This is a genomic window from Phycicoccus sp. HDW14 (assembly GCF_011383005.1).
GTDB lineage: Bacteria > Actinomycetota > Actinomycetes > Actinomycetales > Dermatophilaceae > Phycicoccus.
In genome coordinates this window covers 2737058-2762095 of the sequence record NZ_CP049935.1, presented here as the reverse complement: position 1 = coordinate 2762095, position 25038 = coordinate 2737058, and the positions used below count along the sequence as shown (strand labels likewise).

General features: G+C 74.8%; 29 protein-coding genes and 2 pseudogenes. 22 read left to right on the top strand and 9 right to left on the bottom strand.

Annotated elements, in window-relative coordinates; translation table 11 throughout:
- The first annotated feature begins 6 nt into the window (after positions 1 to 6).
- The 5 genes from G7075_RS13480 to G7075_RS13470 all read left to right on the top strand — a co-directional run bounded on the left by G7075_RS13480 (position 7) and on the right by G7075_RS13470 (position 2545).
- Positions 7 to 312: a hypothetical protein gene (locus tag G7075_RS13480; protein ID WP_166122521.1), complete on the top strand. Its 306-nt coding sequence runs from the start codon at positions 7 to 9 to the stop codon at positions 310 to 312.
- Entirely contained in the window at positions 309 to 1199 is an 891-nt protein-coding gene (locus tag G7075_RS21365; protein WP_240917616.1) for a multicopper oxidase domain-containing protein, read from the top strand. Before G7075_RS13480 ends, G7075_RS21365 begins: the two co-directional genes overlap by 4 nt.
- Positions 1103 to 1513: a hypothetical protein gene (locus G7075_RS21360; RefSeq protein WP_240917615.1), complete on the top strand. Its 411-nt coding sequence runs from the start codon at positions 1103 to 1105 to the stop codon at positions 1511 to 1513. The genes G7075_RS21365 and G7075_RS21360 overlap by 97 nt, the downstream gene beginning before the upstream one ends.
- The gene (locus G7075_RS21355; protein WP_240917614.1) at positions 1444 to 1818 is read left to right on the top strand and encodes a multicopper oxidase domain-containing protein; all 375 of its coding nucleotides are present in this window, start codon (positions 1444 to 1446) and stop codon (positions 1816 to 1818) included. Before G7075_RS21360 ends, G7075_RS21355 begins: the two co-directional genes overlap by 70 nt.
- 109 nt (positions 1819 to 1927) lie before the next feature.
- A complete protein-coding gene (locus tag G7075_RS13470; protein ID WP_240917613.1) occupies positions 1928 to 2545 on the top strand; it encodes a DUF305 domain-containing protein in 618 nt (205 codons plus the stop codon).
- Positions 2546 to 3051: 506 nt separating this feature from the next.
- Here the strand turns inward: G7075_RS13470 and G7075_RS13465 are convergent.
- Positions 3052 to 3708, bottom strand: a complete 657-nt coding sequence (locus tag G7075_RS13465; protein ID WP_166122517.1) for a winged helix-turn-helix transcriptional regulator — start codon at positions 3706 to 3708, stop codon at positions 3052 to 3054.
- 76 nt (positions 3709 to 3784) lie between these two features.
- Between G7075_RS13465 and G7075_RS22065 the strand changes: the two genes are divergently transcribed.
- From G7075_RS22065 to G7075_RS13450, 3 genes are read left to right on the top strand one after another with little or no spacing between them, the layout of a single operon-like run.
- Positions 3785 to 4576, top strand: coding sequence for an MFS transporter (locus G7075_RS22065; RefSeq protein ID WP_166122515.1), 792 nt, complete (start codon positions 3785 to 3787; stop codon positions 4574 to 4576).
- The gene (locus G7075_RS22060; protein WP_166122513.1) at positions 4468 to 5217 is read left to right on the top strand and encodes an MFS transporter; all 750 of its coding nucleotides are present in this window, start codon (positions 4468 to 4470) and stop codon (positions 5215 to 5217) included. Before G7075_RS22065 ends, G7075_RS22060 begins: the two co-directional genes overlap by 109 nt.
- A complete protein-coding gene (locus G7075_RS13450; protein ID WP_205860506.1) occupies positions 5214 to 5666 on the top strand; it encodes a PaaI family thioesterase in 453 nt (150 codons plus the stop codon). The genes G7075_RS22060 and G7075_RS13450 overlap by 4 nt, the downstream gene beginning before the upstream one ends.
- On the opposite strand, the gene G7075_RS13445 is transcribed toward G7075_RS13450, so the two are convergent.
- The 3 genes from G7075_RS13445 to G7075_RS13435 form a co-directional block, all read right to left on the bottom strand.
- Positions 5650 to 6297, bottom strand: a complete 648-nt coding sequence (locus tag G7075_RS13445; protein ID WP_166122511.1) for a TetR/AcrR family transcriptional regulator — start codon at positions 6295 to 6297, stop codon at positions 5650 to 5652. The genes G7075_RS13450 and G7075_RS13445 overlap by 17 nt on opposite strands.
- 110 nt (positions 6298 to 6407) lie before the next feature.
- Positions 6408 to 7265, bottom strand: coding sequence for an alpha/beta fold hydrolase (locus G7075_RS13440; protein WP_166122509.1), 858 nt, complete (start codon positions 7263 to 7265; stop codon positions 6408 to 6410).
- A gap of 42 nt (positions 7266 to 7307) precedes the next feature.
- A complete protein-coding gene (locus G7075_RS13435) occupies positions 7308 to 8303 on the bottom strand; it encodes an NADP-dependent oxidoreductase (protein WP_166122507.1) in 996 nt (331 codons plus the stop codon).
- Positions 8304 to 8524: 221 nt separating this feature from the next.
- On the opposite strand from G7075_RS13435, the gene G7075_RS13430 reads away from it, so the two are divergent.
- From G7075_RS13430 to G7075_RS21340, 7 genes and pseudogenes are all read left to right on the top strand, one after another.
- Positions 8525 to 9079 (top strand): hypothetical protein, encoded by a 555-nt coding sequence (locus G7075_RS13430; RefSeq protein WP_166122505.1) that lies wholly within the window; start codon positions 8525 to 8527, stop codon positions 9077 to 9079.
- Between the two features lie 260 nt (positions 9080 to 9339).
- Positions 9340 to 10683 (top strand): PepSY domain-containing protein, encoded by a 1344-nt coding sequence (locus G7075_RS13425; protein ID WP_166124385.1) that lies wholly within the window; start codon positions 9340 to 9342, stop codon positions 10681 to 10683.
- Between the two features lie 4 nt (positions 10684 to 10687).
- Positions 10688 to 11491, top strand: coding sequence for a copper resistance CopC family protein (locus tag G7075_RS13420; protein WP_166122503.1), 804 nt, complete (start codon positions 10688 to 10690; stop codon positions 11489 to 11491).
- 73 nt (positions 11492 to 11564) lie between these two features.
- Complete coding sequence (locus tag G7075_RS13415; protein WP_166122501.1) at positions 11565 to 13037, top strand: peptide ligase PGM1-related protein; 1473 nt, start codon at positions 11565 to 11567, stop codon at positions 13035 to 13037.
- Between the two features lie 90 nt (positions 13038 to 13127).
- The gene (locus tag G7075_RS13410; RefSeq protein WP_166122499.1) at positions 13128 to 14324 is read left to right on the top strand and encodes a zinc-dependent alcohol dehydrogenase; all 1197 of its coding nucleotides are present in this window, start codon (positions 13128 to 13130) and stop codon (positions 14322 to 14324) included.
- Positions 14325 to 14355: 31 nt separating this feature from the next.
- Positions 14356 to 15084, top strand: a pseudogene (locus G7075_RS22885) (phytoene desaturase family protein); the annotation flags it as partial.
- Positions 15085 to 15206: 122 nt separating this feature from the next.
- Positions 15207 to 15908, top strand: coding sequence for a hypothetical protein (locus G7075_RS21340; protein ID WP_240917611.1), 702 nt, complete (start codon positions 15207 to 15209; stop codon positions 15906 to 15908).
- Positions 15909 to 16098: 190 nt separating this feature from the next.
- Here the strand turns inward: G7075_RS21340 and G7075_RS21335 are convergent, their stop codons facing one another.
- The 3 genes and pseudogenes from G7075_RS21335 to G7075_RS13395 form a co-directional block, all read right to left on the bottom strand.
- Positions 16099 to 16260 carry a hypothetical protein gene (locus G7075_RS21335; protein ID WP_240917610.1) on the bottom strand — a complete coding sequence of 54 codons (162 nt, stop codon included), beginning with the start codon at positions 16258 to 16260 and terminating at the stop codon, positions 16099 to 16101.
- A 17-nt stretch (positions 16261 to 16277) separates the two neighbouring features.
- Positions 16278 to 16688 (bottom strand): annotated as a pseudogene (locus tag G7075_RS13400) (SRPBCC family protein); the annotation flags it as partial.
- On the bottom strand, positions 16688 to 17470 hold the full coding sequence (locus tag G7075_RS13395; protein ID WP_166117785.1) for an SDR family oxidoreductase: 783 nt from the start codon (positions 17468 to 17470) through the stop codon (positions 16688 to 16690). The pseudogene G7075_RS13400 and the gene G7075_RS13395, both read right to left, overlap by 1 nt.
- 193 nt (positions 17471 to 17663) lie before the next feature.
- On the opposite strand from G7075_RS13395, the gene G7075_RS13390 reads away from it, so the two are divergent.
- From G7075_RS13390 to G7075_RS13375, 4 genes are all read left to right on the top strand, one after another.
- Positions 17664 to 18179 carry a hypothetical protein gene (locus tag G7075_RS13390; protein ID WP_166122497.1) on the top strand — a complete coding sequence of 172 codons (516 nt, stop codon included), beginning with the start codon at positions 17664 to 17666 and terminating at the stop codon, positions 18177 to 18179.
- Positions 18180 to 18302: 123 nt separating this feature from the next.
- Positions 18303 to 19127 (top strand): sigma-70 family RNA polymerase sigma factor, encoded by an 825-nt coding sequence (locus G7075_RS13385; protein WP_166122495.1) that lies wholly within the window; start codon positions 18303 to 18305, stop codon positions 19125 to 19127.
- Positions 19124 to 19402 (top strand): hypothetical protein, encoded by a 279-nt coding sequence (locus tag G7075_RS13380; RefSeq protein WP_166122493.1) that lies wholly within the window; start codon positions 19124 to 19126, stop codon positions 19400 to 19402. The genes G7075_RS13385 and G7075_RS13380 overlap by 4 nt, the downstream gene beginning before the upstream one ends.
- A gap of 153 nt (positions 19403 to 19555) precedes the next feature.
- Positions 19556 to 20755: an ANTAR domain-containing protein gene (locus tag G7075_RS13375; protein WP_166122491.1), complete on the top strand. Its 1200-nt coding sequence runs from the start codon at positions 19556 to 19558 to the stop codon at positions 20753 to 20755.
- A 131-nt stretch (positions 20756 to 20886) separates the two neighbouring features.
- On the opposite strand, the gene G7075_RS13370 is transcribed toward G7075_RS13375, so the two are convergent.
- Together G7075_RS13370 and G7075_RS13365 are read right to left on the bottom strand one after the other, a co-directional pair.
- Positions 20887 to 21453, bottom strand: coding sequence for a GAF and ANTAR domain-containing protein (locus G7075_RS13370; RefSeq protein WP_166122489.1), 567 nt, complete (start codon positions 21451 to 21453; stop codon positions 20887 to 20889).
- Positions 21453 to 21659 carry a hypothetical protein gene (locus G7075_RS13365; RefSeq protein ID WP_166122487.1) on the bottom strand — a complete coding sequence of 69 codons (207 nt, stop codon included), beginning with the start codon at positions 21657 to 21659 and terminating at the stop codon, positions 21453 to 21455. The genes G7075_RS13370 and G7075_RS13365 overlap by 1 nt, the downstream gene beginning before the upstream one ends.
- Before the next feature lie 183 nt (positions 21660 to 21842).
- Here G7075_RS13365 and G7075_RS13360 point away from each other — a divergent pair, with 183 nt between their 5' ends.
- The 3 genes from G7075_RS13360 to G7075_RS13350 are packed head-to-tail and all read left to right on the top strand — an operon-like array spanning position 21843 to position 24984.
- Positions 21843 to 22859: an acyl-CoA/acyl-ACP dehydrogenase gene (locus G7075_RS13360; protein WP_166122485.1), complete on the top strand. Its 1017-nt coding sequence runs from the start codon at positions 21843 to 21845 to the stop codon at positions 22857 to 22859.
- Positions 22856 to 24265 (top strand): bifunctional PIG-L family deacetylase/class I SAM-dependent methyltransferase, encoded by a 1410-nt coding sequence (locus tag G7075_RS13355; RefSeq protein WP_166122483.1) that lies wholly within the window; start codon positions 22856 to 22858, stop codon positions 24263 to 24265. Before G7075_RS13360 ends, G7075_RS13355 begins: the two co-directional genes overlap by 4 nt.
- Positions 24262 to 24984: a glycosyltransferase family 2 protein gene (locus G7075_RS13350; RefSeq protein ID WP_166122481.1), complete on the top strand. Its 723-nt coding sequence runs from the start codon at positions 24262 to 24264 to the stop codon at positions 24982 to 24984. The genes G7075_RS13355 and G7075_RS13350 overlap by 4 nt, the downstream gene beginning before the upstream one ends.
- Positions 24985 to 25038 lie beyond the last annotated feature (54 nt).

Here is a 25038-nt window from a genome sequence, read left to right as displayed (position 1 = left end):
GTGCTGATGGTGTCACGCGTCCACGGTCGGTTCCCGCCGGTGCCGGTACCCCCGCGGGCATCTTCATCGAACCTTCACGCCACCTCGACGCGACCGTCGGGCTCGGCACGCACCCTCGAGGACGAGACGAAGGAGATGGTCCCGATGATGAACGGGTTCGTGGGCACCGGCTGGGTGATGTGGCTGGTGATGGGCAGCGTGGTCACCGCGCTGTGGGCCCTGGTGGTCCTCGCCGTCGTGGCGCTGGTGCGCCCCGGCGCCCGGGCCGGGGTCGACGAGAGCGCCTCGCAGGACGTGGTGGCGCGCCGATGAGCGCCACCCGCCGCAGCGTCCTCACCGGTGGGCTCGGCCTGCTGGGCCTTGGAGCACTCAGCGCGTGCGGGGGCGGCGCCCGGCCCGTCGGGCCGCGCTCGGCCGCGGTGGCCTCCACCGAGGCCGCCCGCCACGCCCGCGGGCTGGTCACCGCCTCGTTGCGTGCTGCCCCCACCACCGTCGACCTCGGCGGCGTGGTCGTCGACACCTGGGCCTTCGGTGGCACAGTTCCCGGGCCGACCCTGCGGGTCGATGCCGGCCAGGTGCTGCGCGTCGACGTGCGCAACGACCTGCCTACCGACACCTCGGTGCACTGGCACGGCATCCGGCTGCGCAACGACATGGACGGCGTACCGATGATGACGCAGGAGGCGATCCGCCCGCGCGGGTCCTTCCGGTACGAGTTCACCGCGCCGGACCCCGGTACCTACTTCTTCCACCCCCACGTCGGCGTCCAGCTCGACCGCGGTCTCTACGGCGTCCTCGTCGTCGAGGACCCGCACGAGCCCGGCCGCTACGACGACGAGTGGGTTCTCGTCCTCGACGACTGGGTCGACGGCACCGGGCGTACCCCGGACGACGTGCTGGCCGGGCTGACCGCCGGATCGGGCACGGACGACGGCGGCGCCTCCGGAGGGCACGGCATGGGCGGCATGATGGGTGGCTCGATGAGCGGCATGGGGGGCATGGGCTCTGGCGGGATGCGCGGGATGCGCGGGATGTCCGGCGGTGGCGGCGATGTCGTCTACCCCACTACCTCGTCAACGGTCGCGTCCCATCCGACCCCGACGTGCTGCGGGCGGCGCCGGGCGACCGCATCCGCCTGCGCGTCGTCAACGCCGCCTCGGACACCGTCTTCCGGCTCTCCCTCGCCGGGCACCGCCTAACGCTCACCCACAGCGACGGCTGGCCCGTGGAGCCGGTCGAGGGCGACTCGCTCCTCATCGCGATGGGGGAGCGCTACGACCTGCTGGTCACGCTCGGCGACGGCGCCTTCCCGCTCACGGCGACCCCCGAAGGCAAGGACGGGCAGGCACTGGCCCTCGTGCGGACCGCGAGCGGCTCTCCTCTGGCCTCCGCAGCGGCGACCACCGCCCCGGCGCCGTCCTGTCGCTGGAGAGCCTCCGTCCGTTGGCGGGCACCGCCATCGCGGCCCGAGAGAGCGACCGCACGCACGACCTGGTTCTCTCCGGCTCGATGAACCCCTACCGCTGGACCATCAACGGCCAGAGCTTCCCCGACGCCGACCCCCTCGAAGTCCGCTCCAACGAGCGCGTCTCCCTGGCCGTCAGCAACATGTCGATGATGGTCCACCCCTTCCACCTGCACGGGCACACCTTCGCCGTGCGCGGCAGCGGAGTCCGCAAGGACACCGTGCTGCTGCGGCCGATGCAGCGTCTCGTGCTGGACCTCGACGCCGACAACCCGGGCCAGTGGGCCGCCCACTGCCACAACGCCTACCACGCCGAGACCGGCATGATGACCACGCTCGGCTACGTCACCTGACAGGGCTGCGGTCGAGGTTCTTCATCGAACCTTCATGGAGCCTTCGGGGAACGACCGCACGCCCACGAGACGGTGTGGACGTTCTGTTCTCCACCACCGAAGGACACCTGTGCCCTCCACCACCCGTGCCACCCGTCGTCTCGCGCTCAGCGCCGTCGCCCTCACCGCCGCGACCCTGCTCGCCGCCTGCGGCTCCGACACCGACCACTCGGACATGCCGGGCATGTCCGGCATGTCCTCCTCGAGCGCGCCCGCCACGGCCGGCGGTACGGCGGCCCAGGGCGCGCCCGGCGACGTGATGTTCGCGCAGATGATGATCCCGCACCACGAGCAGGCCGTCGAGATGGCCGACGTCGCGCTCGACGCGAAGGCCGGCGCCTCCGAGAAGGTGCGCACACTCGCCACGGACATCAAGGCCACCCAGGACCCCGAGATCCAGACGATGCACAGCTGGCTCACCTCGTGGGGCGCGCCCGCCGGCGCCGAAATGGACCACGGCATGCCCGGCATGATGAGCGAGACCGACATGACGTCCCTCCGGGCGGCCACCGGTACCGACTTCGACCGCCAGTGGCTCACGATGATGATCGCCCACCACGAGGGCGCCGTCACCATGGCCCAGGACGTCCTCAGCAGCACCCAGAACGCTGACGTGCGCACGCTCGCCGACGCCATCATCAGGGCGCAGCAGCGGGAGATCGCCACCATGAAGGGGTTGCTCGCCTGAGGCCCTCCCGCTGGGAGGGTGTCTCACCGACCCATTGCGCCAGCCGCACTGACATGTGTCGCACCGTCGAGCAGATCGACGTCCTCGCCACCGGCACGGGCACGGACGGGAGGACGTTCGGCGGGTCGAGAAAGCGGCCCTCGAGGTCGTTCTCGTCCAGTCCCGGACGGGACCTGACGCCCCGCTCTCACGTCTCACGGGCTTCGGGCCGTGGCTTCCGTTGGCCGGCGCGGGCCGAGGAAGTGGGTCACTACCCGCCGACTGTCATCGCTTGCCTGGTGGAAGGGGCGTGCCGAGCGTGGGTCATGAGGGGGCACGGCTACGCACCGGGATGGCACGCAGGTGGCACGCACTGGTTTGGGGACGGTGCAGTATCGATGTTTCCGCAGTTCAGGGGCAGGTGCGGGCATTCCCGGTCACGGACTTGTAAACAGGGGGTTGGGGGTTCGAGTCCCCCCGCCAGCTCTGGGTCGGAGCGTCGACCCCGGCACATTTCCGCCGACGCGTCAGGCGGTCGGCACGGCGGTGGTGACGGGGAACAGCTCGTGGAAGGCCGTCAACGCGGCCCGGCTCCCGCGGACGGTGAGCCGCGGCGCCAGGGTCTCGAGGTCCGCGGTCCCGCGGCAGAGCTCGACGAGCGCCGCGGCTGAGCCGGTGAGGACCAGGTCGGGCTGGGCCGCCCGGTCGGCGCGCTCGAGCCGGCCGTCGCGGACCCGGAGCCAGTGCTCCTCCCCGTCCAGGTCGAAGCGCATGGTCAGGTCGCGGCCGGCAGCCGTCACGCCGTCGAGCAGCGGCGCCAGCACGCCGTGCACGGCCGTCCGCGGACGCACCCCGCCGTCCACGGGGTCGTCGAGGAGGGGGAGCCCGAACTTGGCGAGTGCCGCCAGGACCGGGCCGATGCGCCGGCCGTCGGCCGTCAGTGCGTAGACCGTCCGGGCGGCCGGAGCGGGCAGCTCCTGCTGCTCGACGAGGCCGGCGTCCTCGAGGTCCCTCAGCCGGCCCGCCAACAGGTTGGACGCGATGCCGGGCAGCGCTGTGCGCAGGTCGGTGAAGCGCAGCCGCCCGAAGGAGAGCTCGCGCAGGACCAGCAGGGTCCAGCGGTCACCGACGACGTCGAGCGCGGCGGCGATCCCGCAGTACTGGTCGTAGCTCTTGTGAGGCACGCGGTCATCGTATGGCGGTTGAGTTCATGCATCAAGTGGTTGAAATTATCAACCAGCAGGTCTAGCGTCCTCGCTCATGGAGCCTCACACCGCGGGAACGGGACGCGCCGTCAACCCCTGGGCGGTCGTCGCCGTCGCCAGCCTCGCCGTCTTCATGGTCTTCCTCGACGCGCAGGTCCTGTTCGTCGCGTTCGACGACATGCGCTCGAGCTTCCCGTCGGTGTCGTTCGCGACGATGTCGTGGACGCTGTCGGCCTACACGATCGCCCTCGCGGCCGCCCTGGTCCCGGCCGGCCGGATGGCCGACCGGTTCGGCCGGCGGCGCGTCTTCCTCGTGGGGCTCGTGGCCTTCACGCTCGCCTCGGTCCTGTGCGCGCTGGCGCCGTCGGCCGGCCTGCTCGTGGCGCTCCGCGTCGTCCAGGCGCTCGGCGCGGCCGCCCTGGTCCCCGCCTCGCTCGCGCTGGTCCTCTCGGTGTTCCCGCCGGCTCGCGTCCCGGTCGCCGTCGCCCTCTGGGGTGCATCCGGCGCGCTCGCGGCAGCCGCGGGACCCGCCCTCGGGGCCCTGCTGGTGCAGACCTGGGACTGGAGGGCGGCATTCCTCGTCAACGTGCCCGTCGGGGTGGTCGCGCTCGTCCTCGGTGCCCGCCTCCTCTCCGAGTCGCGGGAGGCCGCGCGGGCCCGCTTCCCCGACCCCCTCGGCATCCTCCTCCTGGCGGCCGCGCTCACCCTGCTGGCCCTCGGCATCGTCCAGAGCGACCAGTGGGGTGGGCGTCAGCGACGACGCCGGCCGTCCTCGTCGGTGGTCTCCTCGTCCTCGGCGCCTTCGTCCGGCGGACCCTCTCGGTGCCGCACCCGGCGCTCGACCTGACGATCTTCGCCACCCCGTCGGTGCGCTGGGCCAACATCGCCACGGCGGCCTTCACCATCGGGTTCACCGCGATGTTCTTCGCCCTCGTCCAGTTCACGCTCGCGGTGTGGCAGTACGGGATCGTGCGCGCGGGGATGGCGATGATGCCCGGCCCCGTGGTCGTCATGGCGCTCGCGCCGGTCTTCGGTCGGGTGGCCGCCCGCCACGGCCAGCGCGCGCTGCTGGTGCCCGGCGGCCTGGTCTACGCCGCGGGCGGCCTGCTCCTGCTCACCGGGCTCGGCGACCGCCCCGCCTACCTCACCGAGCTGCTCCCCGCGTCCTTGCTCTCGGGCCTCGGGGTGGCGTTGGTGCTCCCGCAGCTGACGAGCGCCGCCGTGCAGGGCCTCCCGCGGGACGACTTCGGCGCCGGTGCCGCCGTCAACCAGGCCATCCGGCAGCTGGGTGCGACCTTCGGTGTCGCCCTCACGGTGGCGATCCTCGGCACCGTGACCCCGACCATCACCGCCGGCGCCTTCCGCGGCGTCTGGGTGATGCTCGTGGTCTGCGGCGTGCTGACGTCGGCCGCCGCCGTGGCGGTCCCTCGCCGCCGGCCGGCCCTCGACACCGTCGCCGCCCCGGCCGCGGTCGGGGCGCAGCCGTGAGCGCGCCGACCGGCGACCTCACCGAGCTCTCCGGGCTGGAGGTCATGCAGCGGATGGCGGCGGGCCTCCTGCCGCCCCCGAGCATCGCCACCCTCCTCGGCATGGACCTCGAGACGGTCGAGGAGGGCACTGCCGCCTTCGTGCTCACCCCGGACGAGCGCATGCTCAACCCCCTCGGGTCGGTCCACGGCGGCATCGCGGCGACCCTGCTCGACTCGTGCATGGGCTGCGCGGTGCACACGACCCTGCCGCCCGGCGGGGACTACACGACCGCGCAGCTCACCGTCCACTACCTCCGCCCGATGCGCCCCGGCACGGGGCAGGTCCGCGCCGTCGGGACGGTGCTGCACCGCGGGCGGACGCAGTCCACCGCGGAGGGTCGGCTGCTCGACGCGGACGGTCGCCTGCTCGCCCACGCGAGCACCACCTGCCTCATCCGGATGCCCTGAGCCGCACCCTGGTCGAGCGACGGTGGAACGGCGGGCGCTCAGCCGCGCAGGACGGTGCCGACGGCCTGACGGACGACGTCGACGACGTCGTCGACGATGGCCTCCTCGGGGCGGAGGCCATCGTCACGTACATCGCGGCGGCGATGACGCCCGCCTGCCGCGCTGCGTCGGCCTCGTCGGTGTCCGTCCACCGGCGGATGAGCTCGACGGTCGCCCGGTCGGTCTCGGCGACGACGGCGAGGGCCGCCGCGTGCCCGGGGACGTCGGGGTCGCCGAAGAGCATCTCGCGCAGGTAGACCCGGCCGTTGCCGACGTGGGCCCGGTTGCACTCGACGACGGGTGCGAGGAGGGCGACGACGGCCTCGACGGCGCCCTGTGCGTGCTCAGCCTCGGCGCGACCCCGGGCGAGCGCCTCCTCGTAGTGGGTGTTCTGGACCATCAGGAGCAGCTCGCCCTTGGTCCGGGCGTAGAGGAACAGGGTGCCGGTGCCGATGTCCGCGGCCTCGGCGATCTGCTGGGTGGTGACGTCGTCGACCCCGTGCTCGGCGAACAGCGACGACGCGGCGGCGACGATGCGCTCGAGCTTCTCCTGCTTGTTGCGCTCGCGGCGTCCGGGCGGCGGGGGCGTCATCGGCTGCTCCTGCGGGGACGGGTCTCGACGGTGTCGGCGGGCTCCCCGGTCGGGGCCGTCGGGCAGGGGCATCGTTCCACAGGCCGTGGCGCCCGACGTGGTCGAGCGGGTCAGGCGGAGAGGAAGGCGGCGGCGCGCGGAGCGAAGTCCTGCCAGTACTGGAAGATCCCGCCGTGGCCGGAGTTCGGGTAGATGACGAGCTCCGACCCGGGGATGCGCCGGTGCAGGTCCTCGGACAGGACGGAGGGGACCATCCGGTCGTGGTCGCCGTTGGCGATGAGGGTCGGGATCGTCAGGGGTGAGAGGTCCGAGGGCGCGGAGCGGCCGTAGCGGGCGATGGCCTGCAGCTGGGTGCGGAACGCCCCGAGCGTGACCGCCGTGTCGCGGTCCCGGGTGCGCTCGCCGAGGCGGGCGACGAACTCCGTAGCGGCCTTCCGGCCGATGGAGTCCTGCTCGAAGAAGAGGATCTCCTTGGGGTCGCGTCGGGTGAGGGTGGCCCGCAGGACGTCGAGGTAGGTCGTGCGGCCGACCTTGTCCATGTCCTTGCCGCCGCGGGGGCCGGTGCCGGTGAGCACCCAGCGCCGGATCAGCCCGGGGTGGGCGACGGCGAGGTCCTGGGCGACCATGCCGCCCATCGAGAAGGCGAAGACGTCGATCTCCGTCAGGCCCAGTGCGGTGACGAAGGCGTACGCGTCCTCCGCGGCGGCCTCGATCGTGTCCGGGACCTTCCCGGAGGAGGCTCCGACACCCCGCTGGTCGAAGGTGATGACCCGCCGGGTCGCGGCGACCGCGTCGACGATCCGGGGATCCCAGTTGTCGAGGTTGGCGCTGAGGTGGTGGAAGAAGACGACCGGCACGGCGCCGGACGGGCCGAGCTCGCGGTAGGCGAAGGTCACCCCGGCGGCGCGCAGCGTGCGGGTGGGGGCGTCGGCGTAGGAGGTGATGACGGGTTCGGGACGGCTGGGCACGATGGAACTCCTCGTGGGGCAACGGGTGAGAAGTGCTCGAGGTCAGGCGCGGGTGACGACGGTCTTGCCGCGGGTGCGGGCCTTCCCGAGCTCGGCCAGGGCGGTCGGAGTCTCCTCGAACGGGTAGGTCCTGCCCACGACCGGGCGGATCGCGCCGCTGTCGACGAGTGCCGCGACCTCCCGCAGCTGTCGACCGTCGGCCCGCATGAAGAGGAAGCGGTAGCCCACGCCGAGCGCCTTGGCCCGGGAGCGGACGCGGCGGCTGAGGGCCGTCATGACGACCCGCAGGAGTGGGTTGAGCCCGGCCTCCTTCGCGAAGCGGGGGGTCGGCGGTCCGGCGATGCCGATGGCGATGCCACCTCGCCGCAGGACCGTGAGCGAGCGGACGAGGTTGTCGCCGCCGAGGCTGTCGAGGACCACGTCGTACCCGGAGAGCTCGGCGGCGAAGTCCTGGGTGCGATGGTCGACGACGACGTCCGCCCCGAGCTCGCGCAGGAAGTCGGCGTCCTGGGCCGAGGCGGTCGTGGCGACGTCGGCCCCGAGGTGCCTTGCCAGCTGGATGGCGACGGTGCCGACACCCCCGGCTCCGGCGTGGACGAGCACCTTCTGTCCCGGTCGCACGTCGGCGACCTCGACGAGGGCCTGCCACGCGGTGAGCGCGACGAGCGGCAGGGAGGCGGCCTCGACCATCGTCGCCGTGCGGGGGGCCGGGGCCACGTCGTCCTCGTGGACCGCGATCCGTTCGGCGAAGGTGCCGATCCGGTGGTCGCGGGGCCGGGCGAAGACGACGTCACCGGGAGCGAAGCCGTGGACGGCCGGGCCGACCCGGACGACCGTGCCGGCGACGTCGTGACCGAGGGTGAGTGGGGTCCTGTAGGGGAGCAGCTGCCTGAACTCGCCGAGGCGGATCTTCTCGTCCAGCTGGTTGAGGCCGGCGGCTCCGACCTCGACGAGGACGTCGCGGTCGCCCACCGTCGGGTCGGGGACGTCGGCGGGGTGGACGGGGCGTTTGTACGCGTCGATGACGAAGGCCTGCACCGGGATCTCCTGGGCGTGAAAGTGAATGACTTGACTCAAGAATGAGTGCAATCAGTAAAGATGTCAAGCGCGGCCGATCGGACGCGGCCTCGCTGCCGGCCGGTGCGGCCGGTCGTGAGGTGCGCCCGGGCGGCCCCACCCGTCCTGCCGAGGACGCCGACGGGTGCGTGCCGCTAGGGTCGGCGCTCGTGGCGACGAGGTCTGCGGGCGAGGTGGCGCGGATGCTGCGCGCCACCGTGGCCACGCTCGTCGTCATCGGGCTGGGCGCCACGGCCCACGAGATGGCCGGCGGCGGGTCGCTGCAGGTCGTGCCGGCGCTGATCCTGGCCGTCCTCGTCGGACCCCTGGTCTGGCTCGTCGTGCGGGGGCGCACCTCGCTCCCGCGCATGCTCCTGGCGACCGGCGCCGGTCAGGGCGTGACCCACCTGGTGCTCGCCGGGATGGCCCCCAGCACGGGTGGTGCCGCACCGCGGCTGCACGTGCACGAGGCCATGGCGCCGATGTTCTCGACGACCGGCGCCCCGGGACCGTCGGTCTCCGCCCACGGCTCGATGCTCGTGGCGCACGTCGTGGCGACGCTCGTCGCCAGCGTCCTCCTCACCCGTGGGGCCGACGTCGTCCGGTCGCTCGCACGACGCCTCCTCCTGCCGGTGTCCGGCTCTGTGCCCGTTCCGCACCCGGGTCCCCTGCCGGTGGCCCCCGTCGAGGTGCGCATCCCGGACGGCCGCCGTGTCGGCCCGGTCGGTGGCCGGGCGCCACCTCTGCAGCTGGTCTGAGCCGCACCGGGACCCGGGCGGCTCTCCGCCCACCCGAGCTCCCCGACAGCTCCCGGCCCGGCCGGCGCCACCGCGCGCCCGGCCGCATCGCCACGCGTGGCACCCTCGCGCCCGGACGACGCCGGTGAGCCCTCGGGGCATCCGCTGCTGCCGACCCCCAGGAGAACCGTCATGTCCGTCCTCACCGACCCCGTCCCGACGCCGCCCCCACCCCCGGCGGGTCGCCGCGGGCCGCCGCCGATGCCCGCCGTGGCACCGGCCTGTTCCGCGCCTTCTGGCGCTGGCACTTCTACGCCTCGATCGTCGTCATCCCCACCGTCCTCGTGCTGGCGGTCACCGGGCTGGTCTACCTCTTCAGGTTCCAGATCGAGCCGATGCTCCACCACGACCTCCTGCGCGTGAGCGCACCGGCCGGCGCGACACCCGTCACCTACGACGAGCAGCTCACGGCCGTCCAGCAGGCCCGACCCGGCGACACCGTCGTGTCGCTGACCGAACCTGCCGCGCCCGACCAGAGCACCCGCGTCACGGTCTCGACACCGGACGACGCCACCCGTGACGTCTTCGTGGACCCCTACACGGGCCGGGTGCTCGGCGCGCTCGACCCCGACTCGACGATCAGTGGCACCGCGGTGCGCATCCACGCGAACCTCATGGCCGGTCCGGTCGGGGACTTCGTCCTCGAGCTCGGGGCGTGCTGGGCCATCGTCATGGCCCTCACCGGGTACTACCTCTTCTTCCGCGGACGGAGGGCTCGTCGGCGGCTGCGCCGGAAGGACCCGGCCGCCGCCCGGCTGCGCTCCGGACACGCCTGGACCGGTCTGTTCATCGGCGCCGGACTCCTCCTGCTCGTCGTCTCCGGACTGCCCTGGACCGGCATCTGGGGCGCGCAGACCCAGAAGCTCGCCACCGCGGGCGGTACCTCGTTCTGGAGCGATGACCACGGCGCGCTGTCCAGCCCGACCTCCACCCTCGACGAGTCGCTGCCGCACAGCCACGGAGTCGTCCCCTGGGCCCAGGAGAAGAGCGGAGTGCCCCGCTCCACCGGCGACCCCGAGCGATCCGTCGCCACCGTCGACACGGCCGTCCTCGTGGGCGGGCGCGAGGGCCTGGCCCACCCGATGACCGTGGTCCTGCCCGGCGACGACACCGGGGTGTTCTCCACGATCGGGTACGCCTTCAACGACCCGAGCGCCGAGCGCACCGTCCACGTCGACCGCTACGGCGGAACCGTGGTGTCGCAGTACGGGTACGACGACTACAGCGCCCTCGCCAAGACGGTCAGCCACGGCATCGCCCTCCACGAGGGTCGGCACTTCGGCACCCTCAACATGGTCCTCACGACGGCGTTCTGCCTCGCCGTCATCGCCTCGTGCATCACCGGACCCCTCATGTGGTGGCGCCGCCGACCGAAGCGGTCGGGCTCCATCGGGGCCCCGCGCGGGAGGATGCCCGTGGTCGCCACTCCTGCGCTCGGGGTTGCCCTGGTCCTCCTCTGCCTCGCGCTTCCGGTCTTCGGCGCGTCCGTCGTCGTGGCCCTGGTCGCGGAGAAGGTGCTGCGGCGTTCCGCGCGGGCCCGCCACCTGTTCGCCATCGCGCGGTGACGCCGTGAAGACCATCGCCCACCCCTCGGGCCCGTTCCCCACCACCCACCACGTCCCCGACACCACGGGCGCCGGCGCGCGCCCGACCCAGGAGCCTGCCATGTACCGCACCGGATGGACCCGTCAGCACCGCCCGAGGTCGACCGCCCCGGCCCTCACCGCCCTGACCCTCACCGCCATCACCGCCCTGCTCGTCCTGGTGGCCGGGCCGGCCGCAGCGGCCGGCCGGACCGCTCAGGCGGCTGCCCTCCCGACCCACTCCCGCCTCACGGCGACGTCGCCGAAGGACGGAGCCACCGTCGAGCCACCCGCGAAGGTCGTCCTGACGTTCAACGAGGACATCGACCCACAGTTCGTCAAGGTCGAGGTCACCGGTCCGGACGGGGGCGCGACCCGGGGCGGCCCGCAGGTCGACCGGGCCGTCGTCACCCAGAAGCTCGCCCCGGACCTGGCCCCGGGAACCTACGTCGTCCTCTACCGCGTGGTCAGCGCGGACGGTCACCCCGTCTCGGGGCGCACCACCTTCCGGACCGTCGCGCCGACACCGACGTCCACGCCGACCGCGACGACCACGTCACCGGCAGCGACCACGTCACCGGCCGCGTCGGCGACGTCGTCCGCCTCGGGGCCGGCCACGGGCGGGCCGACCTCGACGCCGAGCCCCCGCACCCTCGCGGCCGGTGAGTCCGACGGCGACCCCACCCGGGTCGTCGTCAGCGGCGCGCTCCTCGTCCTGCTGGTCGCCGCCGGCGCCCTCATCGCGCGTCGGCGCCGGCGGTCGCAGCCACCGCAGGGGCCGGCGCGCTAGGACGGGGTCGAGCCGCTGCACCGGGGCGTCCGTCGTCGGCCACCGACGGGTCCGGGAACCTAGGGTGGCGGGAATGCGTGCCGACGAGCGTTTGCCGGCCGGGCTGGGTCCGGCCCTCGAGGCGACGGCTCGCGGCTCGGAGCAGGGGCACGTCGTCGTCGCCCTGCCGTCCCACAGCATGCCCCAGCGCCTCCTCGACCACCACGCCTCGCACCTGCCGGCACTGGAGCACCGGGCCCTCCTCGAGGGTCTGCGCCTCGCCCACACGCCGGGGGCGCGCGTGGTCGTCGTGACGTGCGCCGAGCCCGGGCCGGGCGTGCTCGACTACTACGCGCGGCTGGCCCGCCCCGACGCCCCGGACGAGGTGCGCGACCGGCTCTCCTGCCTCGTCGTCGACGACGCGGGCGCCCGGGGTGTCTCCGCCAAGCTCCTCGAGCACCCGCGGCTGCTCGAGCGCCTGCGCGCGGAGATCGGCGACCGGCCGGCCGTCATCGAGCCGTGGAACGTCACGCCGGACGAGTCCGCGGTCGCGCTCGCGCTCGGTGTCCCGGTCAACGGCGGGCCGCCCGAGCTGTGGTCCGCCGGCTTCAAGAGCGCCTCGCGCCGGCTGCTGCGGGACGCCGGTGTGCCGATCCCCCGCGGGGTCGAGGACGTGCACGACGCCGGGGAGGTCGCGACCGCGGTCCTGCGGCTCCGCGACTCGGGAACGGTCGACAGGATCGTCGTCAAGCTCGACAACTCCGGTGCGGGGGAGGGTAACTGGATCATGCCCACGCGCGACGACGTCGGCCGCGAGCTGTCGTGGGCCGAGCTGGCCGACCACGTGCGCGACCACGTTCCCGCCTGGTTCCTCGCCGACCTCGCGGCGGGAGGCGTCGTCGAGGAGCTCGTCACCGCCGAGGGGCTCACCAGCCCGAGCGCGCAGGTCGAGATCCTGCCGGGCGGTGAGGTCGTGGTCCGGGCCACGCACGACCAGGTCCTCGGGGGTGAGGGCGGGCAGGTCTTCACCGGCAGCCGCTTCCCGGCCGACCCGTCGTACGCCGGGGACCTCGCCGCGCACGCCGCCGCACTCGCCGGGCGGCTCGCGGCCCTCGGTGCGGTGGGGCCGCTGTCCGTGGACTTCGTGGCGTGGGCCGACGACGGGCGACCGGCCCTGGCGGCCGTCGACGTCAACCTCCGCAAGGGCGGGACGAGCCACTCCCTCGACGTCCTGAAGCATCTTGTCCCCGGCTCCTACGACGCGCCGGCCGGCCGCTGGGTCGCCGACCGGGACGGGGGCGCCCGGTGCTACCGGTCGGGCGACACCGTGTCCGTCGCCGCAGGGGCGGTGACCGACGCCGCCGGTGCCGTCGCCGCCGCCGAGGCCGCTGGGCTGGCCTTCGACCACGCGCGCGGCACCGGGGTCGTGCTGCACATGTTCCCGTCGCTCGAGCTCGAGGGCACGGTGGGCGTCACGGCGGTCGGTCGCACGGCGGAGGAGGCCGAGCGCCTCTATGCCGCCGTCCCCGCCGCCCTGGGCGGTGCCGGGGTCGACCCCGCCCCCTGACGCGGCGTCCGAACCGCCCATCCCGACAGGGCGGGTGTGCTTCGGAGTGGACCGGGGTAGGGGCCCGGTACACCTACGTTGGAGGAACTCGTGAAGGCAGTCGTGTGGCACGGAACGAAGGACGTCAGGGTCGAGGAGGTCCCCGACCCGCGGATCGAGCAGGCGACGGACGCCGTCATCCGGGTGACGAGCACGAACATCTGCGGCTCGGACCTGCACCTGTACGAACCGCTCGGGGCGTTCATGAAGCCCGGTGACGTCCTCGGGCACGAGTCGATGGGCATCGTCGAGGAGGTCGGGTCCGAGGTGGGTGACCTCTCGGTCGGCGACCGGGTCGTCATCCCCTTCCAGGTCTGCTGCGGCCACTGCTGGATGTGCGAGCACGGCCTCCAGAGCCAGTGCGAGACGACCCAGGTGCGCGAGCAGGGAACGGGCGCAACCTTGTTCGGGTACTCCGAGCTGTACGGCTCACTGCCCGGTGGGCAGGCCCAGTACCTGCGCGTTCCCCAGGCGCAGTACACGCACGTCAAGGTGCCGGACGGGCCGGCCGACGACCGCTTCGTCTACCTCTCGGACGTCCTGCCCACCGCGTGGCAGGCCGTGGCCTACGCCGACCCCGAGCCCGGTGGCACGCTCCTCGTCCTCGGGCTGGGTCCGATCGGCGACATGGCCTGCCGCATCGCGCTGCAGCGTGGGGTCTCCCGGGTCATCGGCGTCGACCGGGTCGACGCCCGTCTCGCCCGGGCGCGCGAGCGTGGTGTCGAGACCATCGACCTGCGCGAGGTCGACGAGGTCGGTGACGCCGTCCGCCAGCTGACCTCGGGGCGCGGCGCGGACGCCGTCGTCGACGCCGTGGGCATGGAGGCGCACGGGTCGCCCGTCGCGAAGGCCGGGCACAAGCTGGTCGGGATGCTGCCGGACGCCGTCGCCAAGCCGCTGATGACCACCGTCGGCATCGACCGGCTCGCCGCGTTCTACTCGGCCATCGACGCGGTGCGCCGAGGTGGCACGATCTCCCTCAGTGGCGTCTACGGTGGGATGACCGACCCGATGCCGATGATGACCCTCTTCGACAAGCAGGTGCAGATCCGGATGGGACAGGCGAACGTCAAGCGCTGGGTGCCCGACATCCTCCCGCTGCTCACCGACGACGACCCGCTGGGCGTCGACGGCTTCGCCACCCACCACCTGCCGATCGAGCAGGCCCCGGAGGCGTACCGCACGTTCCAGGCCAAGGAGGACGGCATGGTCAAGGTGGTCCTGTCCCCGCACGCGAGCACCGCATGAGCCGGGAGACCGGCCGGCGGGCCGGTGGTCGATGACCACCTGCGACGCCGTGGTGGTCGGCGGCGGGCCCAACGGGCTCGTCGCCGCCGCCGCGCTCGGTGACGCCGGCTGGGACGTCGTGCTCGTCGAGGAGCAGGACGTCGTCGGCGGCGCGGTCCGCAGTGCCGAGGTGGCCGCGCCGGGGTTCGTGACCGACCTGTTCAGCGCCTTCTACCCGCTGGCCGCCGCGAGCCCGGTCATCCGCGACCTCGACCTCGGGGCGCACGGCCTGCGGTGGAGCCGGTCGCGCGACGTCGTCGGACACGCGTTCCCCGACGGCCGCGCGGCGGTCCTGCACTCCACGGCCGAGGAGACGGCGGCCGCCTTCGAGGCCGAGGCCCCCGGCGACGGCGAGGCCTGGCTACGCATGGTCGCCGGGTGGGACCGCGTCCGCGACCCGCTGCTCGACGCCCTCTTCACCCCGCTGCCCGCTGCCCGACCGGTCGCGCGGCTGCTCCGCCGGGCCGGCGTCTCCGGGGCCCTCGACCTCGCGCGGCTCGCCCTGCTGTCGGTGCGCCGGCTGGGAGCCGAGGAGTTCGACGGCGAGGGTCCGCGGGTCCTGTTGTCCGGCAACGCGATGCACAGCGACGTCCCGCCCGACGGTGCCGGCAGCGCCCTGTTCGGGTGGCTGCTGGTGATGCTCGCCCAGGACGTCGGCTTCCCGGTGCCCGTGGGTGGTGCCGGCGAGCTCGCCGCGTCGCTGCGCCGTCGTGGCGAGGCATGTGGTGTGCAGTTCCGCTGTGGCACAGCGGTGTCCGCGGTCGAGGTCTCCGGGGCCGGGCCCGTGGGGTGCGACTGGCCGACGGCACCCGCATCAGGGCGCGGCGGGCCGTGCTCGCCGACGTGTCCGCGACGTCCCTGTACGGCGACCTCGTCGACCCGGTGCACCTCCCGCCCCGGCTCCTGCGCGACCTCACCCGCTTCGACTGGGACGCCTCGACCCTCAAGCTCAACTGGGCACTCGACACCCCCGTCCCGTGGCGCGCCCGTGAGCTGGCCGGCTCGGGCACGGTGCACCTCGGGGTCGACGACGACGGCCTCGTCGACGTCGCCGCGGACCTGTCGGTCGGGCGGATGCCGCGGGACCCGTTCGTCCTCTTCGGGCAGATGGCCACCGCCGACCCCACCCGGGCACCCGAGGGCGGCGAGAGCGCCTGGGCGTATACGCACCTGCCGCGGCGCTGGGCCGGCGACGAGGAGGCGGTCGACCTCCAGGTGCGTCGCGTCGAGGACGCGGTCGAGCAGGTGGCCCCCGGGTTCGGTGCGGCCGTGCGCGGACGGTTCGCCCAGCGCCCCGGCGACCTGCACGACGCCGACGCCAACCTCAGCCTCGGCGCCATCAACGGCGGCACGGCGGCCCTGCACCAGCAGCTCGTCATGCGCCCCACGCGCGGCCTCGGTCGGCCCGAGACCCCGGTACCGGGGCTCTTCCTCGCGAGCGCCTCGGCCCACCCCGGGGAGGGGTGCACGGGGCGTGCGGCTGGAACGCGGCCGTCGCGGCGCTCGGGCAGCACGGGGTGCTCGGCCCGGCCCGGCGGGCCCTGACCCGGACGGCCTGGGCGAGGGTGCTGCGCGAGGACTGACCCCCGCCGACGGCACCCATCCGGGTCGAGGTGACAGCGCACCACGAGCAGGTGCGGTATCACCTCGACCCATCCGGGTCCACGTCCGGGTCGAGGTGACAGCGCACCACCAGCAGGTGCGGTATAACCTCGAACGCAGGGTGACCGGGAGCTCAGTCGGTGGACCCGAGGCGCTCGCGGTACCGGCCCTCGGCGAGCAGGGCCAGCCGCAGCAGCGACTCGCGGTTGCGGGGAGGATGCCGGCCTGCCGCAACGGCATCGGGACGAGCTTCCCCGGCCCGCTGGAGGCGTCCTCGGCGATGGACACCGTGCACGTCTCCGGGCCGTCGGGCACGATCTCGATCTCCACCCGCGCCTCCCCGGCGGGCCAGCCGCGGGCGGTGAGGACGAGCCGGTGCGGGTGGTCCGACGCCTCGACCCGCGTCGTGTCCGAGATGGTCAGCGGCCAGGTGCCGACGCTGTGGTGGATGCGGCTGCCGGCGCCGGGCCAGGAGGCGTCGACGTCACGGACGCGCGCCGCGCCGACGACCCACGTCGCGTACTGCCAGCCGTCGGCCAGCACGTCCCACACGGCCTCGGCCGGCGCGGTGACGGTGCGGGAGACGCGGGGACGGTTCAGCTGGTGGTCGGTCACGGGGGACTCCTCGGGATCGGTCTCGGGGGGTGCGGGGTGCCGCGGGTCGTGGACGTTGCCGGGTGTGGGCGCCAGGCCGGACCACGGCGCGAGGCCGAAGCGGCGCATCAGGGGGGTGACGAGGACGTCGAAGACGCCGGGGAAGAGGCGGAAGCCGGCGACCGTGACCGGGTTGGCGGGCCCGACGTGCGTCTGCCGTCGGGGGCGCCGCAGCACCGAGGCCACGCGAGCGGCCACGGCCTCGTCGGAGCGGACGGGCGGGGCGGTGCGCCGTGGCGGCCGAGCACCGTCGCCGCCTGCCGGTACACCGGGGTGTCGATGCCGCCGGGGGAGACGAGGGAGACCTCGGTGCCGACCCGGTCGCGGGTCTCGATCTGCAGGGTCCGGACGAGTCCGTGCACGGCCCACTTCGAGAGGACGTAGGGGCTCATGTACGGGGTGGCGATCTCGCCCAGCAACGAGCCGACGACGACGAGGTGGCCGCCGCCGGTGCGCCGGAAGGCCCGCAACGCGGCCCGCGCGACGTTGACGGTGCCGAGGACGTCGGTGTCGACGACGTCGCTCATCACCTCGGCGGGAACCTCCTCGAAGTGCCCGTAGGCGACGACGGCCGCCGCGTGGACGACCGCGAGGTCGCGTCCGTGCTCGGCGGCGGCTTCGTCGAGGACCCTGCGCACTCCCGCGTCGTCGCGGACGTCGAGGACCTCGGCCCGGGCGCTGCCCCCCAGGGCGCGACAGGCGTCGACGACCACCTCGAGCGAGGCGAGGTCGCGGCCGGTGGCCACGACGGCGACACCGTCGCGGGCCAGGCGCAGGGCCGTCGCGCGGCCGATGCCGCTCGAGGCGCCGGTCACGACGGCCCCGGTGGTGCGGGGGGTGGGGGAGCGCACGGGGGTCCTCTCGTCGGTGTCGGACCCGTACCCCGTCCCGGTGCGGCCCAACCCGTCCGCGCGACCCGACCCGGTCCGACCCCGGATGCATGGCCCGCCGGCGGTCGGGTAGGTCCGGGAGGACCCGGGGCAGCCTGTGAGGGGCGGTCCCGGGTCGGCAGCCAAGGACCGGAGCCGTCGGAGAGGAGCAGCCGTGACCGCGCAGGACGCCCTCGTCCGTGCCCTCGTCGACCAGCACGTCCGCATCCGCGAGCTGACCCGCGGCCTGGTGCGCGCCGGACCCGATGCCCGCCCCGACGCCCTCGACCGGCTGGTGCGCCTCGTCGCCGTGCACTGCGCGGCCGAGCGGGTCGCCCTCGCCCCACCCGGCGAACCGCCCCCGGAGAACTCGCCGGTCGACCGTGACCTCGTCACCGCGCTGGAGGGCCTCGACGACGTCGGCGCCGAGCGGCCCTCGTCCACCGTGCACGTCGGCCTCGTCGCGGCGGCTCTCGTGCGCCACGCCGCGGCCGGCGAGCGCGACACCGTCCCCCGCTTCGTCGCGACCCACGACCAGTTCGACATCCGGTGGGCGGCAACGGCTCTCGAGGCCGTCGACGCGCTCGTGGCCGATGACGGGCCGACGGCCGCGGTTCCCGTCGAGGCCGGTTTCCGCCACCAGCTGCGGGCCGCCCAGGACGCCGTGACCGAGGCGCTCCGCCACGGCTGAGCAGGACGGGGTGTCCGTAAGGCCCCGTTCGGGGTCAGGACGTGGCACCGTCGAGGTCTCGGTCCAGCCCCGGCCGTCTCGGGTCAGACAGTGCGCCCTCCTCCTCATCGATGGAGCACTGCCATGCCCGGACGACCGACGACACCCGACCGCACCGACACCCCCGACCCGGGTCCCGCCTCCGGCGCCCCCCGCCCGCCGGACGACGTGACGGAGCTGCTCCTCCTCGAGCTGCACCACACGACCGACCCCGACGACCGGCAGCGGCTGCGCTCCGAGGTCGTGGCGTCCTTCCTCGCCCTCGCCGACGGCCTCGCGCACCGGTACGCCGGGCGGGGGGTGGACCGGGAGGACCTCGAGCAGGTCGCCCGCACGGCCCTCGTCGTCGCCGTCGAGCGCTACCGTCCGGACTCCGGCACGCGGGCCGGCTTCGTCGCCTTCGCCGTCCCGACGATCACCGGCGAGCTCAAGCGGCACTTCCGCGACTGCGGATGGATGGTGCGCCCGCCTCGTCGCCTCCAGGAGCTGCGCGCGGAGGTGTCGGTCGCGGAGGAGGGGCTGCGGCACCGGCACGGGCGGGAGGTGACGGTGAGCGAGGTCGCCGAGCTCGTCGGCTGCTCGCCGGGTGACGTCCGTTCGGCCCGCTCGACGAGCAGCGGCTTCCGTCCCACCTCGCTCGACGCCCCCGTGCCGATGGGCGGCACCGAGGCTGACCGCCTCGCCGACGATGAGGACGCCTTCGGCCGACTCGAGGTGGGCATCGACCTGCGGGAGGCCGTCGCGGCCCTCGGGGCGCGCGACCGGGCGGTGGTCCGGCTGCGGTTCGTCGAGGAGCTCACGCAGTCGCAGATCGGCACCGCCCTCGGGGTGAGCCAGATGCAGGTCTCGCGCATCCTCGCCCGCATCCTCGGTGACCTGCGCGGCACGCTCGCGGCGGACGCCGCGTGAACCGGCTCAGTGACGTCGGCGCCGCGTCGTGCCGCACCTGCGGGCTGCTCGTCGCGATGCTGCGGGCCGAGCTGTCGTACACCCCCGGCGTCGCCCCGGCCGTGCACTGGTCCGAGGCCGGGCGCCAGTGCCGCTGCGCGACGACGCGGTTGCCGGGGGCGGCCTCGCTGCCGTCGGCGGTCCGGGTGCGGCTGCGCGACCTCGGGGAGGCAGCAGCGAGCGCGCGGCCGTGGGAGCAGCTCGCGGCCCGCGCTCCGCTGCACCTCCTCGTCTGACCGGGGCCGCGACCGCGCTGTCGAAGGGCGTGGGTCCGGGAGGCCGGGCGCGACGGCGTGTCCTAGGGTGTCGCCCGGAGGGCACGCGGGTCCAACCACGGCTCAGCGTCCCCCGAGATCCCTCAGGACACCCATGACGCTCACTGGGCGCCCGTGCGCGACCGACGACCCCGCCACCGACGTGCTGGCCTCCCTCTTCCCGGGGCCGACGAGACCTCGGCGCTGGCCCGTGCCACCGACTGGTCGAGCACGCCGCTGGGCGACCCCTCCACATGGGGTCCCGAGCTGTCGGCGGCCATCCGCACGGTCGTGCCGGCCGGCATCCCCATGCTCCTGTGGTGGGGGCCCGAGCTCGTGCAGGTCTACAACGACGCCTACCGGCCCATCTGCGGCGCCAAGCACCCCCGCTCGATGGGGCAGCCGGCCGCGGAGTGCTGGCCCGAGGCCTGGGCCGAGCTCGGTCCCCGGGTGGCGCGGGTCGTCGCCACGGGCGAGTCCGACCACGAGGAGGCGCTGCTGCTCTTCCTCGAGCGCCACGGCTACGTCGAGGAGACGTACTGGCGCTACTCCTTCAGTGCCGTGCGCTCGGCCACCGGGGAGGTGCTCGGCGTCTTCGTCGCCACCACCGAGGTCACGGCGACGCGCATCGACGGGTACCGCCTCACCGCCGTCCGTGAGCTGGCCGTGCTCTCGAGCGCAGACCTCGTCTCGGCCGAGGGGCTGGTGCAGCGGGTCGAGCCCGTGCTCGCGGGCGACCGGCGCGCCGTCCCGTTCGCCGCGGTGCACCTCGTCGACGCGGCGGGCGACCTCGTCCGGGCCGGGTCGCACGGGCTGCTCGACGGCGGGAGCGCGCTGCCGCAGCACGTCGCGGGAGACGCCGACCACCCGCTGGCCCGCACGGCCTCCGCGCGCACGTCCCGCACGGTGCACACCGTCGACGGCGAGCTGACGGCCGAGCCGTCGCCCCTCGGCCCGCTCGCACCCACCGACCTCGTGCACGTCCCGCTCGGCCGGCCCGACGGTCGGGTCGAGGGCGTGCTGTCGGTCGGCCTCGACCCGTACCGGCCGTTCGACGAGGCCTACGACACCTTCGTGACCCTGCTCGCCCGGCAGCTGACCGCCCTGCTCACCGACGTGCGGGCCGCGGCCGAGGAGCGGGCCCGCACCGGCAACCTCGAGGTGGCGCTGCGGACCAACCGCACCATCGGGACGGCCGTCGGCGTGCTCATGGCCTCCCGGCGCCTCTCGGCCGACGAGGCGTTCGACCGGTTGCGCTCGGCGAGCTCGACGTCGAACCGGAAGCTGCGCGAGGTCGCCGAGGACGTCGTGCTCACCGGCCAGCTGCCCGGCTGACCCTCGGCGCACCAGGGGCCCGGGCGGCTCCGGCGGATGGCCACCGGGAGCCGGCTGCTTGACCCGCGGTGGCCACCCTGCCGGTTGTCTGCCCCGCGCCGGTCCACCCAAACGCCGTCAGGGGTGGGCGTTCATCCGCGAGGGCCGTCCGGGAGGTCGCCGGTGTCGGTGACGTCGGCCGCGATGTCGCTCAGCCGGCGGTTGGCGTCCTGGCTCACGACGCGCAGCATCCCGAGGGCCTCGTCGCGGGTGATGCGGTGCCGGCTCATGAGGATCCCGATGGCCACCCCAATGTCGCGGTTGCTCGTCAGCGCCCGGGTGAGGTTCTCGGCCCGGTCGTGCGCGAGGTGCGCGGCCACGAGCAGCGAGCACTGGGTGGCGAGCAGCAGGCCTTCGCGCATCGCCAGCGCCCCGAAGGCGTCCGGCGTGCGGGAGTAGATGTTCAGGGCGGCGACCGACTCGTTGCCGTCGGGCAGGGTGAGGCGCTGTGCGAGAACGCTGCTCACGCCGAGGGCCTCGTGCACCCGGCGTCCGTACTCGGGCCAGCGGGGGTCGTCCTGCACCCGCCCGGTGACGAACACGTGGTCGCGGACCACGGCGTCGACGCACGGCCCGGACCCGATGTCGTACTGCACCTCGTCGGCCTCGAGGGCCTCGTCGTGCGACGCCGCGAGGGTGCGCAGCGTCTCCGAGCGCATCACCGTGATGCTGCACCAGTCGGCCCCGGGACGACGTGGGCGCCGCGACCGACGAGGTCGCCGAGCAGGCGCCGGGTGCTCAGCCCCTCTGGGGCGCGGCGCGCGGCGGTCAGGAGGTCGGCGACGACCCCGAGCACGGTGGAGTCCTCGGAGGGGGTCAGGGCGGCGCGGGGCTGCTGGGGGACGTGGTGCTGCTGCTCGACCATGGGTGTCTCCTCCCCTGGGGTGCGGACGGCAGCGACCGCCCTACCCCGGGGGCGGCCCCGTCACACCCCCGGACGGCGACGGCCCGCACGACGGGCCCCGAGGGTTGACGGCCACCCGGCGCGGGTATCGCGGGCAGGACGTCCTCGCGCCCGGCGGGGGCCAGGACCGGACGGGGTGAGCGCGTGGGAACCGTGTGGCGCGCGGACGAGTGGGCCGAGGACGTCGGCGTCGTCGACGGGACCTCGCCCCACCGGGCGCTGGACGCCGCCCGGGCGCTGGCCGGGGTGGCCCGGGCTCTGCCCGACGACCCGTGGACCTACCTCGCGACGCTGGCCTCCCTGGGCGCGACCGACCTCACCGCGGCCCGGGCGCTGGAGCCGCACCTCGACGCCGTCGCCGTCCTCGCGCAGGCGGGCGACCCGGACCTGTCGGCCCTCGGGGTCGACGACGACAGCACGTTCGGGGTGTACGCCGCCCGGGCCCCGGGCACCGGCCTCGAGGCCCGTCCGGGACCGGACGGGCCCGACCTGGTCTCGGGGACCAAGGCCTGGTGCTCGCTGGCCGGGCTGGTCAGCCACGCCGTCGTCACGACGACCACGGGCGAGGACGAGCGCCTCCACGTCGTGCCGCTGCGCCACCCGGGGGTCACGCACGCCGCCTCCACCTGGGTGTCCCGGGGGCTCGCGGCCGTCACCACCGGCAGCCTGCAGCTGGACGACGTGCCCGGCATCCCCCTCGGCGGACCGGGGTGGTACCTCGGGCGGCCCGGCTTCGCGTGGGGCGGCATCGGGGTCGCGGCCGTGTGGTTCGGTGGTGCGGCGGCCCTGGCCGGTGCCCTGCTCGCGGCGGCCGGGCGGCGCCCGCCCGACCAGGTGGCCCGCCTCCACCTCGGGACCGTCGACCGGGTGCTGCACGCGTCCCTGCTGTCGCTGCGGCACGCGGCCGACGAGATCCGCGGCGGCCGCGCCGACGGCCCGGCGGGGTCGCTGCTCGCCGCGCGGACCCGGGCCGTGGTCGCCGACGCGGCCGAGGTCGTCCTCACCGCCGTCGGGCACGGTCTTGGGCCGGCGCCCCTGACCCACGACGAGCCGCACGCCCGCCGGGTCGCCGACCTCACGGTGTACCTGCGCCAGCACCATGCCGAGCGGGACCTCGTGGCCCTCGGCGACCTCGTCCTCGGCGCCCGAGGGAGCGGATGAGCACGGCGGGCGGTCCGGCCTTCCACCACGACGACCCGGGCACGCCGGAACCGACCTGGCTGACCGACGCCCGATGGACCGGGCGGCCGGTGCTCGACCTCGACGCGCTCGCGGCCCGGTTCGACCGGCTCGTCGTGGCCGCCGCACACCCCGACGACGAGACCCTCGCGGTCGGCGCGCTCGCGGCGGCCGCCCACCGCCGCGGGGCCGACGTGCGGGTCGTCGTCGCCTCGGCCGGTGAGGCGTCGCACCCGGAGGCGACCACGTGGACGCCTCTCGAGCTGGCCCGGGTCCGGCGCGCGGAGGTGGCCGAGGCCGTCGGGCACCTCGCGCCGGGCGCCCCGGTCGAGCACCTCGACCTCCCGGACGGGCGCCTGGCGGAGCACGAGGCGCGGCTCGCCGACCTGCTCGCCGAGCGCTGTGGGCCCGATACCCTCCTCGTCGCCCCGTGGACGGCCGACGGCCACCCCGACCACGACGCCCTGGGTCGCGCCGCCGTGGTGGCCGCCGCGCGCACCGGGGCGACACCGGCCCACTACCCCCTGTGGCTCTGGCACTGGGGTGGCCCGGACGACCTCGACTGGTCGCGGGTGCACGTCGTCGAGCCCACCCTCGACGACCTCGCCCGCAAGGAGCGGGCCCTGGCCGCGCACCGGTCGCAGACCGAGCCGCTCGGGCCGGCGACCGGTGACGGCCCGGTCGTCACCGGTCCGGTGCTGGCCCGGGCGCGACGGGTCGTCGAGACCCTCCTCGCGGAGCCCGGCACGCTGCCGGTCCTCGGCGGCCGCGACCCGGACGACCCCGACCGCACCGACGTCGACCGGGCCCGCCCCTTCGACGCGATGTTCGACGGCTCCGCCGACCCCTGGGGTTTCGACGGGTCCTTCTACGAGGCCCGCAAGCGCGCCATGACCGCCGCGCTGCTCGGGCGCGAGCGCTACCGGAGGGTGCTCGAGATCGGCTGCGCGACAGGCGTCCTGACCCGTGACCTCGCCGAGCGCGCCGACGACCTCGTCGCGATGGACGTCAGCCCCCGTGCCCTCGAGCAGGCCCGCCACGACGCCCCTGCCCACGTGCGCTGGGTGCTCGGCGCGGCGCCGGACGGCGTCCCGGACGAGCGGTTCGACCTCGTGGTCCTCTCCGAGGTCGGCTACTTCCTCACGCCCACCGACTGGCTCGAGACGCTGCGGGTGGTGCGCGACCGGCTGTCGGACGGCGGCGAGGTCGTCCTCGTCCACTGGCGCCACCCGACCGAGGGCATCCCGCTCGACGGGCCGACGGTCCACGCCCAGGCCACCACGGCGCTCGCCGACCTCGGGCACCGCGCGGGCCACGCGGACGCCGACGTCCTCGCCGACGTGTGGGGTGGGCCGGCCTCGGTCGCCGCGGACGAGGGCCGGCGATGAGGGTCGCGCACGTCGTCGTCGCCGTGCCGGCCCGTGACGAGGAGGAGCTGCTGGGCCCCTGCCTCGACAGCGTCGTCGCGGCCGTGGCCCGGCTGCGCTCGGTGCGTCCCGACGTCGGCGCCACCGTCGTCGTCGCGCTCGACCGGTGCGTCGACGGCTCGGCCCGGGCCGCGGACCGCCCCGGCGTCGAGTCCGTGGCGGTCGACCTCGGGGCGGTGGGGCCGGCGCGCCGCGCGGCCGTCGAGGTCGGGCTCGACCGCGCCCTGGCGGCCGGGGCCACCACCGCCGGCACGTGGCTGGCCGGTACGGACGCCGACTGCGTCGTGCCGGAGGGCTGGCTGCTGCGCCAGCTGGCGCTCGCCGACGACGGTGCCGACCTCGTCGTCGGCACGGTCGTCCCCGACGACCTCGTCGACCCACGGGTGCTGCGCGCGTGGCGTGCCCGGCACGCGCTGCACGAGGGGCACCGGCACGTCCACGGCGCCAACCTCGGCGTCCGGGCCGACGCCTACCTCGCGGTCGGCGGCTTCCCGCCGCTGCCGGTGCACGAGGACGTGGCCCTCGTCGAGGCGGTGCGCGCGACCGGGCGGCGCTGGGTGGCGACCGACCGGGCGCGCGTGCGCACCTCCGCCCGGACGACGAGCCGGGTCGACGGCGGCTTCGCGAGCTACCTCGCCGCGCTCGCCGACCCGGACCCGACGCGTGTCGCCGTCCCCTGATGGGTAGGAGGCGGGCAGGACCCGATGAGCGAACCCTCGCCGGGCGCACCACCC

Coding starts and splice junctions, on each gene's coding strand:
- G7075_RS13480 (WP_166122521.1), top strand. CDS start 7: ATGGTGTCACGCGTCCACGGTCGGTTCCCGCCGGTGCCGGTACCCCCG.
- G7075_RS21365 (WP_240917616.1), top strand. CDS start 309: ATGAGCGCCACCCGCCGCAGCGTCCTCACCGGTGGGCTCGGCCTGCTG.
- G7075_RS22065 (WP_166122515.1), top strand. CDS start 3,785: ATGGAGCCTCACACCGCGGGAACGGGACGCGCCGTCAACCCCTGGGCG.
- G7075_RS13445 (WP_166122511.1), bottom strand. CDS start 6,297: ATGACGCCCCCGCCGCCCGGACGCCGCGAGCGCAACAAGCAGGAGAAG.
- G7075_RS13430 (WP_166122505.1), top strand. CDS start 8,525: ATGCTGCGCGCCACCGTGGCCACGCTCGTCGTCATCGGGCTGGGCGCC.
- G7075_RS13415 (WP_166122501.1), top strand. CDS start 11,565: ATGCGTGCCGACGAGCGTTTGCCGGCCGGGCTGGGTCCGGCCCTCGAG.
- G7075_RS13385 (WP_166122495.1), top strand. CDS start 18,303: ATGCCCGGACGACCGACGACACCCGACCGCACCGACACCCCCGACCCG.
- G7075_RS13370 (WP_166122489.1), bottom strand. CDS start 21,453: ATGCGCTCGGAGACGCTGCGCACCCTCGCGGCGTCGCACGACGAGGCC.
- G7075_RS13365 (WP_166122487.1), bottom strand. CDS start 21,659: ATGGTCGAGCAGCAGCACCACGTCCCCCAGCAGCCCCGCGCCGCCCTG.
- G7075_RS13355 (WP_166122483.1), top strand. CDS start 22,856: ATGAGCACGGCGGGCGGTCCGGCCTTCCACCACGACGACCCGGGCACG.
- G7075_RS13350 (WP_166122481.1), top strand. CDS start 24,262: ATGAGGGTCGCGCACGTCGTCGTCGCCGTGCCGGCCCGTGACGAGGAG.